General features: G+C 64.9%; 14 protein-coding genes and 1 pseudogene. 6 read left to right on the forward strand and 9 right to left on the reverse strand.

Annotation, left to right across the window (positions count from 1 at the left end; genetic code table 11):
* Positions 1-240: 240 nt before the first annotated feature.
* On the reverse strand, positions 241-699 hold the full coding sequence (locus ACLIVD_RS37635) for an Lsr2 family DNA-binding protein (RefSeq protein WP_491933507.1): 459 nt from the start codon (positions 697-699) through the stop codon (positions 241-243).
* Positions 700-712: 13 nt separating this feature from the next.
* Between ACLIVD_RS37635 and ACLIVD_RS37640 the strand changes: the two genes are divergently transcribed.
* Positions 713-991 (forward strand): hypothetical protein, encoded by a 279-nt coding sequence (locus ACLIVD_RS37640; RefSeq protein ID WP_491933508.1) that lies wholly within the window; start codon positions 713-715, stop codon positions 989-991.
* A 26-nt stretch (positions 992-1017) separates the two neighbouring features.
* Here the strand turns inward: ACLIVD_RS37640 and ACLIVD_RS37645 are convergent.
* A pseudogene (locus ACLIVD_RS37645) lies at positions 1018-1143 on the reverse strand (Lsr2 family DNA-binding protein); the annotation flags it as partial.
* Between the two features lie 1363 nt (positions 1144-2506).
* Here ACLIVD_RS37645 and ACLIVD_RS37650 point away from each other — a divergent pair.
* Complete coding sequence (locus tag ACLIVD_RS37650; protein WP_491933098.1) at positions 2507-3058, forward strand: TIGR03086 family metal-binding protein; 552 nt, start codon at positions 2507-2509, stop codon at positions 3056-3058.
* Between the two features lie 628 nt (positions 3059-3686).
* Here ACLIVD_RS37650 and ACLIVD_RS37655 read toward each other — a convergent pair.
* The 7 genes from ACLIVD_RS37655 to ACLIVD_RS37685 all read right to left on the reverse strand — a co-directional run bounded on the left by ACLIVD_RS37655 (position 3687) and on the right by ACLIVD_RS37685 (position 11297).
* On the reverse strand, positions 3687-4040 hold the full coding sequence (locus ACLIVD_RS37655) for a hypothetical protein (protein ID WP_491933099.1): 354 nt from the start codon (positions 4038-4040) through the stop codon (positions 3687-3689).
* Positions 4037-4504, reverse strand: coding sequence for a hypothetical protein (locus ACLIVD_RS37660; protein WP_043787180.1), 468 nt, complete (start codon positions 4502-4504; stop codon positions 4037-4039). Before ACLIVD_RS37660 ends, ACLIVD_RS37655 begins: the two co-directional genes overlap by 4 nt.
* Positions 4505-4856: 352 nt before the next feature.
* Positions 4857-5435, reverse strand: coding sequence for a hypothetical protein (locus ACLIVD_RS37665; protein ID WP_491933100.1), 579 nt, complete (start codon positions 5433-5435; stop codon positions 4857-4859).
* A 669-nt stretch (positions 5436-6104) separates the two neighbouring features.
* Entirely contained in the window at positions 6105-6314 is a 210-nt protein-coding gene (locus ACLIVD_RS37670; protein ID WP_491933101.1) for a hypothetical protein, read from the reverse strand.
* A 457-nt stretch (positions 6315-6771) separates the two neighbouring features.
* Positions 6772-8238, reverse strand: a complete 1467-nt coding sequence (locus ACLIVD_RS37675; RefSeq protein ID WP_491933509.1) for an aldehyde dehydrogenase family protein — start codon at positions 8236-8238, stop codon at positions 6772-6774.
* A 231-nt stretch (positions 8239-8469) separates the two neighbouring features.
* Positions 8470-9825: an aminotransferase family protein gene (locus ACLIVD_RS37680; RefSeq protein ID WP_491933102.1), complete on the reverse strand. Its 1356-nt coding sequence runs from the start codon at positions 9823-9825 to the stop codon at positions 8470-8472.
* The gene (locus ACLIVD_RS37685) at positions 9822-11297 is read right to left on the reverse strand and encodes an APC family permease (RefSeq protein WP_491933103.1); all 1476 of its coding nucleotides are present in this window, start codon (positions 11295-11297) and stop codon (positions 9822-9824) included. Before ACLIVD_RS37685 ends, ACLIVD_RS37680 begins: the two co-directional genes overlap by 4 nt.
* A 187-nt stretch (positions 11298-11484) precedes the next feature.
* Between ACLIVD_RS37685 and ACLIVD_RS37690 the strand changes: the two genes are divergently transcribed.
* The 4 genes from ACLIVD_RS37690 (at position 11485) to ACLIVD_RS37705 (ending at position 13229) form a co-directional block, all read left to right on the forward strand.
* A complete protein-coding gene (locus ACLIVD_RS37690) occupies positions 11485-11775 on the forward strand; it encodes a LysR family transcriptional regulator (protein ID WP_491933510.1) in 291 nt (96 codons plus the stop codon).
* Positions 11693-12409 (forward strand): LysR family substrate-binding domain-containing protein, encoded by a 717-nt coding sequence (locus ACLIVD_RS37695; RefSeq protein ID WP_491933104.1) that lies wholly within the window; start codon positions 11693-11695, stop codon positions 12407-12409. The genes ACLIVD_RS37690 and ACLIVD_RS37695 overlap by 83 nt, the downstream gene beginning before the upstream one ends.
* Before the next feature lie 320 nt (positions 12410-12729).
* Positions 12730-12984 carry a hypothetical protein gene (locus tag ACLIVD_RS37700; RefSeq protein ID WP_491933105.1) on the forward strand — a complete coding sequence of 85 codons (255 nt, stop codon included), beginning with the start codon at positions 12730-12732 and terminating at the stop codon, positions 12982-12984.
* Positions 12984-13229 (forward strand): hypothetical protein, encoded by a 246-nt coding sequence (locus ACLIVD_RS37705; protein WP_491933106.1) that lies wholly within the window; start codon positions 12984-12986, stop codon positions 13227-13229. Before ACLIVD_RS37700 ends, ACLIVD_RS37705 begins: the two co-directional genes overlap by 1 nt.
* Positions 13230-13691: the final 462 nt, after the last annotated feature.

The following is a 13691-nucleotide window of genomic DNA, read 5'->3' on the forward strand; positions in this document are numbered from 1 at the left end:
AGCGGAACTCCCATCGGCCCCTCGGTGCACACTGTCGACCAGCGCTCGTGAATGCAACCTCCCGTACCAGTCGCACCGACCGTCCGCCCGCGTTCATGGCTGTGACACCGGCGCGCTCATCTTCGGTGAGCCTGGCTTCGAAGAGACAGGCAAGGGTTCGTCCACTGAACGTCCGTCGGATTGAGAGACCCCGGCAACCCGGAGTCGGTGTGTCACGCTCAAGAGCGGACACCACTCGGTTCAGCCGCCCACAGCCGGCAACTTCGCCGCAGCGTCATGGAAGGCACGCACGATTGCGGCCGAAATCCGACCGCGAAAGGACACTTCACGGCCCTCCCCGATCGCCCACTCTCGAATCTCCTTGGCCGTCGTCTTCGCCGGAGCCGTGCCCGCCGCCGCTCCCTTCACCGGAGCATCCTTCTCGACAATCTTCTCCACGGCCGTCTTCTTCGCCGGAGCCTTCTTCGCCGGCACCGTTTTTGCCTGAGCCTTCTTCGCCGGCACCGTTTTTGCCTGAGCCTTCTTCGCCGGCACCGTTTTTGCCTGAGCCTTCGTTGCCTGAGCCTTCGCTGCCTGAGCGTCATGGAAAGCTTGCACGATCTCGGCCGAAATCCGGCCGCGGGAAGACACTTCGCGACCCTCTCCGATCGCCCACTCTCGAATATCCTTGGTCGTCGTCGCCGCCGGAGCCTTGCTCACCGCCAACGCCTTCGTGGCGACAATCTTCTCCGCCGCCGTCGACTTCGCCCCTGCCGTCTTCGCCGGCGACTTCCTCACCGACGCCTTCTTCGCAGCCGTCATCTTCGGCCCTGCCGTCTTCGCCGGAGACTTCTTCGCAGCCGTCTTCTTCGCGGGAGCCTTCTTCGCGGGAGCCTTCTTCGCAGCCGTCTTCTTCGCGGGAGCCTTCTTCGCGGGAGCCTTCTTCGCGGGAGCCCTCCCCTCGACTATCTTCTTCGCGGCCGCCTTATTCGCCGGCGCCGCTTTTGCCTGAGCCTTCGTTACCTGAGCGTCATGGAAAGCTTGCACGATCTCGGCCGAAATCCGGCCGCGGGGAGACACTTCGTGGCCCTCTCCGATCGCCCACTCGCGGATCTCCTTGGTCGTCGTCTTCGCCGAACCTTCGGAAATCCTCGGTGATACCACCTTCGCGCTCTCCTTCTACGTCAGGGCAATCGTCGAACGCACACAGTAACGGCAGGCTCGTCCTGGAAATGAGGAAGCTCACCGAACTAACAATTCAACGTCTCAAGACATTGTCCATGTGGGCAGACCAAACACGATCCTCTTCGAGCTCAAAATCACATCGCACCGAGCTTCATGCAGGACGAGCACGACTCACCCCGACAGGGACCATTCTCCACCGAAATCCCGAAATTGCCTCGGCAGCTGCGGCATTGAAATGGTCGACATTGCCGAATTCGGTGTTCACGGTGCCGAGCAGGGTGTGCGCCCGACGGCCCACCACCTACTCACCGACGACTGTGCCGCAATTCCGGCGGTGCAGCGCCTCCCTGACTCGGGTCACAGCGGCACCGAACCTTACCTCGCGAAGGCCGCGCGCCGGCCACATCCCCAGCAGCCCGGAGAACACCGTCGTGGCCGTGCCACCGCATTCGGGGGGTGGTCACCCACAGCCGGCATCATTCTCTTCCGCACCGCACTCACACACACGGTTCACCCGAAACCGGCTGCGGCACCGTGCACACGAGTGCAGACAACTCGACACAACACCGCGATGATCAACAGCACCGGGACGGCTACCCCTCGCGACAACAGTGGGGCGCGCGCCGGCCGAGAAACCGCGGGTGCTCACTCCGATCAACTGGCGTCAGCCATACGTCGCCTCGCTATCCCACTGTCAGATCGAAAATCGTGACCGAGCGAGGCGAGCACCATCTCTCGGGCCCATCCGTCGGCATCGAACGGCGCCGACCGCACCACCATCAGCATCGGCGGTTTCCGTCCGTCGACCAGCATGAGCGTGAGTTCATTGCATCCGTGCCGGCACTCTGTAATGCAGCCCTGCGCGGCGACAATCGTGCGGGTCAAGATGTCGGTCACGGTCCGGCGGGTCTGCGCGTAGTCCCACCCACGCCGTCAGCTAGGCGCCCTGGCCGAGCCAGATGATGTTCCGCTGGCCACCGCAGGACCGCCACCTCGACATCCTCGTCGAGCACCAATCCGTCCACGACTTGTCGGCCAACCGTCGCGTGCGGACGATCAGGTCCGGTGGCCCTGGCCGCGCAGTATTGCCTCGGCAACCACGGCGCCGACGGACAGACCGATATACACCGCGGTCAGCTCCCCCATCGCACCTGTTCCCTTCAGCGCTGACAAGGTCTCGAGGCACATCGTCACGGCTCGGCACCCGGCCCCGGAACCCTGTGTCGGGGGCGGTAGATCTCCCAGTTCAGGCTGAGTGGCCGCCGGTGTGGGTCGCCGCGCGCATACGAATGCCCTCTACCAGCACAGATGCGGTGAGGTGCGGTTGACGTACGGTGTGGGGATGGGATCGCCCATCACCAGTCTGTACGCGCGCGTGGCGCAGGACTTCACCAATCGTCTCCTGGGCTGCCCGCAGGACCGCTGGAACTCGGCCTCCCCCTGCCCAGGCTGGACCGCCTGGGACGTCGCCGCCCATGTGGTGGGTAACCACCGACGGGCCTGCGCAGGGCTCAGGGGAAATGACTACCGGGCGCCTACCCCTGGGGAGGACGTGGTGGCCGCATGGCTGGATGCGACGGCCCGGGTACAGGCCGCCCTGGAGTCGGAGGCGACCGCCCAGCAGGTATTGGGCGCCGAGTTCGGCAACCTGCCTTTCGAGCAATTCGTCCGGCGGATGGCGTGCGCCGACACGCTGATACATACCTGGGATTTCGCGCGCGCCACCGGGCAGGACGAACACCTCGATCCCGAGGCAGTCGAGCTGGCCCGAACCTTTCTGGTCGCAGAAGACGACCGGATCCGACTCCCCCACGCCTTCGGGGCCAAGGTGGCGCCCACAGACAACGCCGACGCCCAGACCCAGCTGTTGAACTTCTTGGGCCGCGCCACCTAACAGAAGAAACTGCCTGGCGCACAGAGTCGGCCGCACGGCTCTATCGACGATGTGCCGATCGACTGGGCTGATCGCGCGGCGTCGCCATTCTTCATCGTCGCAGTCGCGTTTCGGCGTTCTGGTCGCGATCGCCGCGCGGCTCGATCTGCTCTTCAGAGTGACGTTGCTGCCCTGAACTGAGGAACCGCATCGAAGACACTGAGTGCGGAGATCTTCTCCGCCATCCCGCGTTTTCCCGGATCGACCGTGACCGGAGATGCAACGCGCCGTTGCCGGCACCGTCATGCCTCCCGCACCGGATTCAGATGCGTTCGCTCGGCGCCCAGAACCTCACTGCCCACCGAATGTAGGGTCGGGAGCCGGCTCGGTGGCAGATCGACCGAAAGTCGCGCAGCCACTTATGAGCAGAGCGGATTCCCGCTCAGCTGTTCTTCTTCGCGACCATGGCCATGGTGCCCCGTTTCCAGCTCCCGCACTCAAACACTCGCTCAGTGTGCGGCTCGGGTCGGGACCACGAATAGAGACCGTATGCTCGCACAGCACGGTTCTAGGTCGCGAGCCGACCACCTCGGCTCCCCGACTCCGCTGAGCCGATTCGATCAGGTCCCTATTCAGCACAATGGCAACACTATTCGGTCTGTTTGGGGTGCCCTGTGCCCGCATGCTTCAGCCACAACGTGCGGTGCTCGATATCCAGCACATACCAGATCCGGCCGCCGGCGGTGACCTCGTACTGCCACTGCTCCATCTCAACACCGTTGTGCACCCCGGTCGCGAGCTTGCCCTTCAACCGGTGATGGCGTGTGGTCGACTCCCCCGCGACCGTACGGCGTCGCAACTCCTCGTACGCCACCAGCGTGTTCGCCGGCGCCTGCCGGCACAGCTCATCCCACCCCTTCGCCGCCTCGCTGGTCGCGAACCGCAGGTCCCACAGCTCCCCGGCCGCTGGCGGTGCGACGCGCTCACCCCGCTTCGGGCTCACAGCTCCGGCACCGGCACGGCCCCGAAGTCACCCTCGGACGGCATCGACAGGATCCTGGCCAACTCCGGATCGGCATACACCTCCGCCGTGTGGCGCCAGGTCTCGATCGTGCGGGCCGGCGGAGCCGGATTGTCCAGCGATGAGCCCGCCCGCAGCGATGCGATCAGCTCGTCGACGAAGCCGGCGACCTCCTCACCCGAGAGGTAGCTCACCCACGGGAACGCCGCCGCCACGACCTTGCGGACCAGAGCGCTGTCATCCGAGTGCAGCAGGGCGTCGACCATCGCCGTCGCCGCCGCGAGTACCTCCCGTTCCTGATCCGCCCGGGCAGCCGTCATCAACACCAAATCCTCGTCATCGCGCCGCGTCACCCGCAGCGGCCGCGCACCCGACCGCTGCCACTCCGACAGCGTCGCCTTCCCCTTGTTCTGGATATCCGAGAACGGCACCTCACCCACAGACATACTTTCAATGTACTTTTAAAGTGTGCGGTCGGCAAGGTGCTGGCGGACGAGGCGCCGGCAGGCCAACTCCCCTCAGTTCTCCGCATCGCCGCCCCTGTAGAACGAGTTCGTCAGCGCCGTCATCGGGGCCACGGAATCCTCCACAGACCTGTCAGCGCAGATCCTCAACAACCCCGACCTCGCCCAGAAACACCTCGGAGAGCTCCTGCCGGGCGTGTATCGCAGTCACAACCAAGGTTGCTGATCGACCGTGCATTCATGTTCTGCGACGGCTTCAACGCTCACGACACGGCTACACCCTCGCGGCACGGAGGACTGGCAATTGTGGATGGCAACATGGCCGGACCGGAAGCTAATCCTGCGTCTTCGATGCTGCCGTGGCCGCGAGTGTTCCCACACGGGCGCGGCCCTCGGGGGCACTCAACAACGAGCCAGGTCGGTACGTGACCTGAACGACCTGGGAACCGTTTCGCGCGGCAACCCAGTACATGGGGAAGCTGCCGACCTCCGGATACTTGATCGACGATGTGGTGCCGTGCCGGCCCAGCGCCTCCTCGGCCACCGGGATATCGAAGAGTTCCTGCTGTTCGTGATAGGCGTAGCCGGATCCGGTGTCGGCGGTGTCCCAGGAGACACACCTGCTTGCGATGTCTCGATAGGCTGCCAGCGCTGCCGAGGCTGTGTCGGCGCTCGAATAGGTCCAGGCCTGGCTGGTGATCAGTTCCACCTCAGCGGCCGAATCGAAATGCCATGCGCCGGCGGCATCGTCAAACACCTCGGGCGTCTTCAGCGTCCACGACTGATTACTGCACTCCGGCTGCGACGACGCCTGTACTTCCGCAGCTTCAGGGTCGGTGTCCCCATCAGTGTTCCACCCACTCCCGATCAGCTCATCATCAGTGAGGAGCAGTTCCCCAGCCGCCGGTTCCACGCGACTCGACACCGTGGCCGGCGTCGAGGTAGCGGACGCCGGCGCGACCGCCGAACCTGACGTTGACGAATTCGCGACCACTGCCGCGGACTCACCGGCCACCTCCGAGGTGTCCGTTCCGCCGCATCCGGACACCAGCACTACGGAGACGGCTACGCCAACGGCGCCAACGCATCTGACTAGCCACGGCGTCGAATCAACTGTCGCGCACGTCTGGGACTGTTTCGGCATGCCGCAAATTGTGTCAGCTGCCGGGCACCAACGAGTCGTCCCCTCGGAGAACCCCGCCGCCGCGCCAGATCGCGGCCACCTCCACACCCCACGGCAGCGACTTCTCAGGACCGATGCCGCAGCGAAAGACAACGTCGTACGCCGCGGCACCAAATCCGCCAGCCACGAATGCGGATGACAACTTGCACGCCCGGCGCGCAGCGCCGGTGCCGCCACACGCACACCGCGCACAGGCAGCAGCCCGGGTTCGTCCAGGAGTCAAGCCCGGTGAACCGGAGGGATATCACCTGCCCGACCGGGTTCATCTCCGCCTTGGACATGGCCGCACCGCCCGCACCCCCATCCAATCCGCAGGCTCGGCGCGCCCCGGGATACCTATGGTGGCGGTGTAGGCGGCCCAGACCACCTCCTGTTCCGCCATGGTCAGTTTCGGCGCAGTTACCGCGTCGCTGTGCGGTGGACGTTGTCGAGCGAGTATTGCTCGGCGATCTCGCTCGTCTCCCGGGCCAGCCAGGTCAGCTCCCCCGGCGTGTCATCCCCGGCCGTGATCAGATCCGCCCACCCGCACTGCGGGCCCCGGACGCACACCAACGCCAACCCGTTCTCGGACAACGTCTGCCACAGCTGCTCCACCGCGGACGACCCCATGCCTCCCATTCAACCGCAGCACCCGCCGGCGCCCAAGGATCGGAGTCGGCCATGTCGCATGTCGGTGCCGTACCCGGCACCCCAGTTGCGGCGTTCTATCGATTATTGGTACCCATATGGGATGCGATGTGCGGCCGAGGAACCGGACGGTAGCGGCATCGTCGTAGTGCCTCCGCCGGAAGTGCAGCTCACGTGTTGCCGTACGAACGCAGTTCTGACGGCTGCCTCAGAGCAGTCACGTGCATCGACCTCCCTGACTCAGGTTGCCCGCGCGGACTTCTGGATTTCTGAGGTGGCGTGAGAATTCTTGCCTCCTCCCGGTCTGGAGGGAAACTGGTGAGGATCGGTCGACGGTGGGTCTACCACCGACAGACTGATCAGCTCACCTCCTCAGCGGCGTCTCCCCAACTCGCAACCCAGGGATCGCGAATGTAATGCAGGAGTCCTTCTTGGATACTCACAATGGGTAGCGTTCGATATTCGATTGCATCGTGACCCATTGGGTTTCGCAGAACGAGTCGAGATTTGCGCGGACCCCACCGAAGTGGCCACCGGAACCAGAGGCTTTCGTTCCCCCGAAGGGAATGGTCGCCTCGTCGCCGACGGTCTGGTCGTTGATGTGGACCATGCCGGACTCGATCCGGTCGGCGAGTTCGAAGGCCGCGAAGGCGTTGCCGGTCAGGATGCCCACGGTAAGTCCATACTCGCTGTCGTTGATCAGTTCGATGGCTTCGTCGATCGTGTCGTAGGTGATGACCGGCGCGACCGGGCCGAAGATTTCCTGCCGGTAGGCCGGACTGTCGACTGTCACGTCGGCGAGCACGGTGGGCCGGTAGCAGAGGTCGTCGTATTCGCCGCCGGTGACCAACCGGGCACCGTGCTCGATGCTGGCGGTGACGATCGAGTGCACCTTGTCGCGCTGCTTCTCGTCGATGAGCGGACCGAGTGCATGAGCGCGGTCGGTGGGATCACCGACCCGGATTTGCGCAGCCTTCTGCGCGAGGGTGCTGACGTACTCGTCGGCGATCGACGAGTGGACGATGTGTCGGCCGGTGGTCATGCAGATCTGGCCTTGGTGAAGGAACGATCCCCAAGCCCCCGCTGAGGCGGCTGCGTCGATGTCGGCGTCGGGCATGACCAGCAGGGCGTTGTTGCCGCCGAGCTCGAGGTGAACCTTTTTCAGTAGCGGAGCCGCTGCTGCGGCGATCGCGCGTCCGGCACCGGTGGAGCCAGTGAAGGAGATGCACGGGATGTCGGGGTGCGCGACGATGGCCTCGCCGACGTCGGCGCCGCCGGGAAGAACGTGCAGAAGTCCCTCGGGCAGGCCCGCTTCGGTCAGCAGGTCGGCGAGGGCCAGGCCTCCAGAGACCGGTGTACGGGGGTCTGGTTTGAGAATGACAGCGTTACCGACCGCCAGTGCAGGGGCCACCGATCGGAGCGAGAGGATGGCGGGGAAGTTGAAGGGGGAGATCACTCCAACCACTCCGAGCGGGATGCGCCGGGACATCGACAGCCGAGGCATGGTCGAGCGCAGCAGTTCCCCGTAGGGCTGGGAGGCCAGCGCGGCACATTCGTTCAACTCGCCGATCAGCATCGATACCTCAAAGACGGCCTTCCCGAACCCGGAGCCGGATTCAGGGATCAGCCATTTCCGGATCCGGTCCGGATCTGCTTCGAGCAGTTGAGCAGCCCTGCGCAGGACGGCAGCGCGCTTATCGTAGGTGAGCGCCGCCCAGTCCTTCTGGGCGCGCGTGGCCAACCCAACGGCGGCGTCCACATCCTGAGCGGTGGCGGCGCGGACGGTGGTGAGCACCTCCCCAGTGGCCGGCGCGGTGACGACAACCGTTGCGCCGTCGCCCACTTCCGCCGAGGTAGTGTTCCAGACGGACCAGTCGGTCGTGGTGGGCTCTGCTGTGGTCGTCATGGTAAAGATCCTTCTCTGAGGGAACTGACGCCGTCGAAAAATTAATCGAAGCCGGCGCAGCGGGGTGGTGGTTCGAGCGGACGCACCGATGAGTTCGTGCGCTGACGTTTCCGAGCCGTCCGCCCCCAACGGGTGGGTGGGCCCGGTCCGTCGACCGCGCAATGCGTGGTGTCACGCGCCGTGGCCGGACTGGGGACGTCCCAGGTCAGTGACGCCCGGTAAGGACGGTGATCATGCCGTGATTCCAGGGCTCGCCAGGGTGCCGTCGGGACGTACCCGGCTCAAGACGCCGGCGACGGCGTCGACAGCCCGATCGGCCTCGGACTCGGTCATCACCAGCGGGGGTGAGAAGACAAGGTTGTGGCTGCTGCTGACGCGGACGACGACACCGGTCTCCTCGCGGATGACGTCGGCGATGCCGGTCCCGACTTCGGGCAGCGCTTGCCGGGTTTCCTTGTCGGCCACCAATTCCAGGGCAATTCCCATCCCAGCCTGTCGGATCTCTCCGACCACCGGCAACTCGTACAACGACTGCAGGCGGTTGGCGATGTGGGCGCCGATGCGCTGCGCTGCCGCTAGCAGGTCTTCCCGCTCGAGGATGTCCAGGTTGGCCATCGCGATGGCACAGGAGACGGGTTGGCCGCTGTAGGTGTAGCCGACGGGGAAGCCGTGCCCGGTCATCACCGTCTCGGCGACCTCGCCGCTGAGCAGGACCGCCCCGAGTGGGGCGTAGCCGCTGGTCAGGCCTTTCGCGGTGACCATGATGTCCGGGGTGATGCCGAAGTGGTCTGCGGCGAACCAGTGGCCGATACGCCCGAAGGCCGTGACGACCTCGTCGAGGATCAGCAAAATCTTGTGATTGCGCAAGACGGCGCTGATGCGGGGCCAGTAGTCCTGCGGGGGAACGACCATGCCGGCGACACCCATGATTGGTTCGGCGATCATCGCCGCAATGTGGTCGGCACCGAGCCGGTCGATCGTGGCTTCGAGTTCCGCGACGCAGTAGTCGGTCGGGTCCTGGCCGTCGAACAGCCAGGTCCGGAACGGGTGCGGCGGGGTCAGATGAGCAACGTCAGGCAGGTGAGGGCCGACACCCAGCTTCATCTCGTCGAAGCCGGTGGCGGTGCCGCCGCCGTAAGCGAGACCGTGGTAACCGGTGGTCCGAGAGAGGATCCAGGTGCGCGAGGTATCGCCGCGCTGGGTGTGGTAGTAGCGGGCAGTCTTGATGGCAGCATCGTTGCCTTCGGATCCGCCGGAGGTGAAGTACGCGTAGTCCAGACCTTCGGGGGACAGCTTCGCCAGTCGGGCGGCCAGTTCGATCGCGCGATCGTTGGAGAAGTCCCAGAAACTGGTGAAGTACTCGAGGTTTCGCATCTGGACGGCGGCGACGTCGGCGACCTCATCGCGGCCGTGCCCGATCTGCGCGAGCCAGAGACCACCGGTCGCGTCGAGGTATTCCCGTCCCGAGGTGTCCCACAGGGTGCAGCCTTTGCCGCGCACGAAGATCGTGCGGTCCTTGGCGCTCAGCGGGAGGTGCGGATGAACCAGGTGCTGGCGGTCGAGCTCGAGAAGATTGTTCGTAGTCAACGAATCGTCCTTTCTGAGATGGTGGAAGCGTCGGGAGTGTCTGGGCCCACACCGTCTGCCGTGGTGGCGGTGGCGGACAGGTTTACGGGGTGCCCGCGTCGTGCCGCCAGTAGTGCCGCACCGAACGACAGCAGCCCGGCCACCGGGATCAACAGGGGTAGCAGCGCGGCCGTGGGGCCGGTGATTCCGGTGAGGCTGTCGAAATTGACGACCGCCAGGACGATCCCCACGGCCAGACCGAGTGCGCCGAGGACCGGCGCGATGAGGGTCTGCCACAGCGGACCGCCGGGGCGGGTCCGGAAGAACACGATGACCGCGACGGCGACGGCAGCCTGCAGAACCAGGACAGCCAACGTGCCCAGCCCCACGAACCATGCGAACAGCTGAGTAAAGGGATCGAGTCCGGCGGCCATGATTGCCACCAACGCGACGAGGGTGATCACGCTCTGGGTGACACTGGCACGGTGAGGGCTCTGGAAGCGGTGGTGGGTGCGCCCGAGGTGCACCGGCAAAAGACCCCCGCGGCCCAGCGAGAACATGTAGCGGCTGAGTGTGTTGTGGAACGCGGCCAGTACCGCGAACACGCTGGTGACGACGAGAATCTGCATGAGATCGGTGGAGAACTGACCGACGAAGATCGTGTTCACGCCGGTGACGAAGTTGACCGGGTCGTCGGCCGCTTGGCTCATCACTGCATCGGAGCCGTGCGCCAATCCGATCGTCCAGGTGGTGATCGTGTAGAAGACGCCGATCATAATCACGGCCACGTATGTCGCCCGTGGCACGGTGCGACGGGGATCTCGTGCTTCCTCCCCGTAGATCGTGGTCGCCTCGAAGCCGACAAAACAGGTGAGGGCGAACAGCAGCGCGATTCCGGGAGTACCCGAAAAGACGTTGGCGGGGGCGAACGCATCGGCGTTGATGCCCTCAGCTCCGCCCTTGCCCATGACCAGGACATCGAAGATCACCAAGATGAGGACCTCGGCGACCAGCAGGACACCGAGCACCTTCGCGGAGAGGTCCACTTCCAAGTACCCGAGTATCCCGACCAGCACTAATGCCCCGATGGCCAACACCTGCCATGAGATATTCCATCCCCACCGGTTGAGCAGGTCGGATGCGAAGACACCGAACTGTCCGAACAGGCCCAGCAGCATGCAGTTGTAGGCGAACAGGGCGATACCGGCGGAGGCGTGGCCCAGGCGTTTGCCCAGACCCAGTGAGATGTAGGCGGTGAACCCGCCGGCGCTCGTGACGTGCCGGCTCATGGTGGCGTACCCGACCGCGAACAGCAGCAGAATGGCACTGGCGACCAGATACATTCCGGGTGCACCGACACCGTTCGACGCGAAAACCACCGGCCCCGCACCCAAGGTGGCGCCCAGCGGAGCCGCTGCCGCGACGACGAAGAAGGCAATGCCGGCAGTACCCACGGCTGATTTCTTGAGCTGCCCCGAAGTCTCGGTACTCATCGCACCGCCTTTCTGAAAAATCTGCAACCACCAGCGAAGTTGCAGGTGCGTTGAATCGACTATGAACAGCGAATGAGATCTGGACAACGACGAGATCGAGAACGCACAATCGTGTGTGGCGATCGTCGAGGTCAGTGGCGGTCACAGTGCGCCTCGGGCGCGAAATCTATGGCGCTTGGGAGTCGATGTGGAGATACGCCAGCTTCGGTATGTGGTGCGTTTGGCCGAAACACTGCACTTCGGTCGTGCCGCCCGGCTCGAGCACATCGCGCAGTCGGCGTTCAGCACGCACATCTCCCGACTCGAACGGGAACTCGGTGTGCAGCTGTTCGATAGGAGCCCGCACCGGGTGGCCCTGACACCGGCGGGTGGTCGCATTCGTCGAACGAGCAGAGTTGATCTTGGCGCAGTTGACCGATGCGGCGGCGGAGGCTCGGACGCACGCGTCGGGCGAGCAGCAGATCCTCCGGGTCGGTAGCTTCGCCGAAGCCGCGGGCGAGCTCACGCCGATCATCTTCTCCGCCTACCGCGAGCTGCGGCCGGACGTCCAACTCGAGTTCACCGAGCTGACGATGGCTGATCAGCTCGACAAGCTGCTTTCCGGGGATGTCGATGTGGCAGTTGTTCGCGGCCCCTTCGAGGACGAGCGCGTCGAACTCAAACCGATCTTCGCCGAACCCCGTGTCGCGGCGTTACCCCGCCGCCATCCGATGGCCGAAGCTCACGATCTCTCGGTCGACGATCTACTGGACGAACCCTTCGCCATCGCCGACGCCGGCGAACTCGCCGGATGGGGCGAGTACTGGACGTGCGACGATCGTCGCGGCGAACCCGGGCGGGTGGCAACCCGGGTCCGGTCGGTCGGCGAGTCACTGATGGCGATCTCCTGTCTCGGTGCGGTGGACACCTTCCCGCAGACTGCCGCCCGTCTCTTCCAGCATCCCGGTGTCATCTACGTGCCGCTCGAGGATGCCGCGTTGAGCACGATCAATGTGGCCACCCGACGAAAAGACCCGCGTCCGCACGTCCAGGCGTTCGACCTCGCTGTCGAGCACGCCATCACCGAACACCTCGGGTCGGTTCCCGACGCCGTACGCGTCGACGGTCCCTGAACGCGACCCGCGCTCGAGGTGCGAACACACCTGCTGCCCAACGTCATCGCGACTCGCTAGTAGCTGTAGATCAGGCCAGCACGTCGCCGCCGGTGCCGGTTTCGAGCTGCCGAATATGCCATCCTCGACGCGGCCGCCACCCCCGCCGGGGACACGGAGCCCGCCGACCCATCCAGGGGCTGGCACACTTAGTGGTCTGATTCATAAGTTCGTCGGAGGTTGTTGCCAGGCGGTCGAGTCGCCGAGGTACAGGCCACAGGCGCAGTCGAGTGCGTCCTCGCCACTGCCGGCGAAGTTTCCGTCGGGCAGGACCCCGACCGATGCGCGTCAACCACGACTACCGCCGTGGTGGGGCGTTGGCGTATCTGGCGGCCTACGACGTGCACCGGGCGAAGGTGTTCGGCCGGTGCGAAGCCACGACGGGCATCGCCCCGTTCATCGCGCTGGTCGATCAGGTCATGAGCCAGCAGCCGTATGCCTCCGCAGCCCGGGTGTTTTGGATTGTCGATAACGGGTCCTCGCATCGTGGGCGGGCCGCGATCGATCGGCTGGCCGCGAGGTATCGAACGCGGTGATGGCCCATACCCCGAAGCACGCCTCGTGGCTGAACCAGGTGGAGATCTACTTCTCGATCATTCAACGCAAGGCGCTCTCGCCCAACGATTTCGAAGATCACGATGCTGTCGAACAGCGTCTACTCGCCTTCGAGGAACGGTACAACGCCACCGCTGCGCCGTTCAAATGGCGCTACACCACTGCGGACCTGCACCGGCACCTCGAACGACTCGACCACCACGATCGACCTCTGCAAGCGGCATGACCCCCGACGAATTTATGAACCGAACCACTAAGACTCGGGGCCGTGCAGCACTGCGACAAGCCAGCTACTTCTGGATGCTCGGTGGCACATATGCAGACGCCACCGGAACAGCATTGTCGGGGAGGCGTCGAAGCCCAGCCGCGCTACGGCCCGCGCATATCGGACCAATGCACCGGGTCGGCCGAGGCATCATCCCGGCCGGGAGCCACCAGCGCGGAATTGAAGCACCATTTTGGTGGCGGCGAGGACGTTGACACAGCGTGAGTGCCCTTTGCGACCGTGTACTTTGGTCGTCGTTTGGGCCGAATGGCGACTCTGGGATGCACCTTCGCACAGCGCCACAGATCTGTCGCCCGAAATCCCAGGGTGCAGTCATCCCTGCCACTGTCGGAGAAGCAGTGGCCCCGTCTCGCTGGCGCGGCGTGATCGTCGGATCCGCACAAGTTTGGGGTATCGGTACGG

It is taken from the genome of Rhodococcus sp. G6(2025), from assembly GCF_058628105.1.

Bases quoted from the DNA above. Each gene is read 5' to 3' on its own strand.
- ACLIVD_RS37650 (WP_491933098.1), top strand. From the start codon at position 2,507: ATGGGATCGCCCATCACCAGTCTGTACGCGCGCGTGGCGCAGGACTTC.
- ACLIVD_RS37660 (WP_043787180.1), bottom strand. From the start codon at position 4,504: ATGTCTGTGGGTGAGGTGCCGTTCTCGGATATCCAGAACAAGGGGAAG.
- ACLIVD_RS37670 (WP_491933101.1), bottom strand. From the start codon at position 6,314: ATGGGGTCGTCCGCGGTGGAGCAGCTGTGGCAGACGTTGTCCGAGAAC.
- ACLIVD_RS37675 (WP_491933509.1), bottom strand. From the start codon at position 8,238: ATGACGACCACAGCAGAGCCCACCACGACCGACTGGTCCGTCTGGAAC.
- ACLIVD_RS37685 (WP_491933103.1), bottom strand. From the start codon at position 11,297: ATGAGTACCGAGACTTCGGGGCAGCTCAAGAAATCAGCCGTGGGTACT.
- ACLIVD_RS37700 (WP_491933105.1), top strand. From the start codon at position 12,730: ATGCGCGTCAACCACGACTACCGCCGTGGTGGGGCGTTGGCGTATCTG.
- ACLIVD_RS37705 (WP_491933106.1), top strand. From the start codon at position 12,984: ATGGCCCATACCCCGAAGCACGCCTCGTGGCTGAACCAGGTGGAGATC.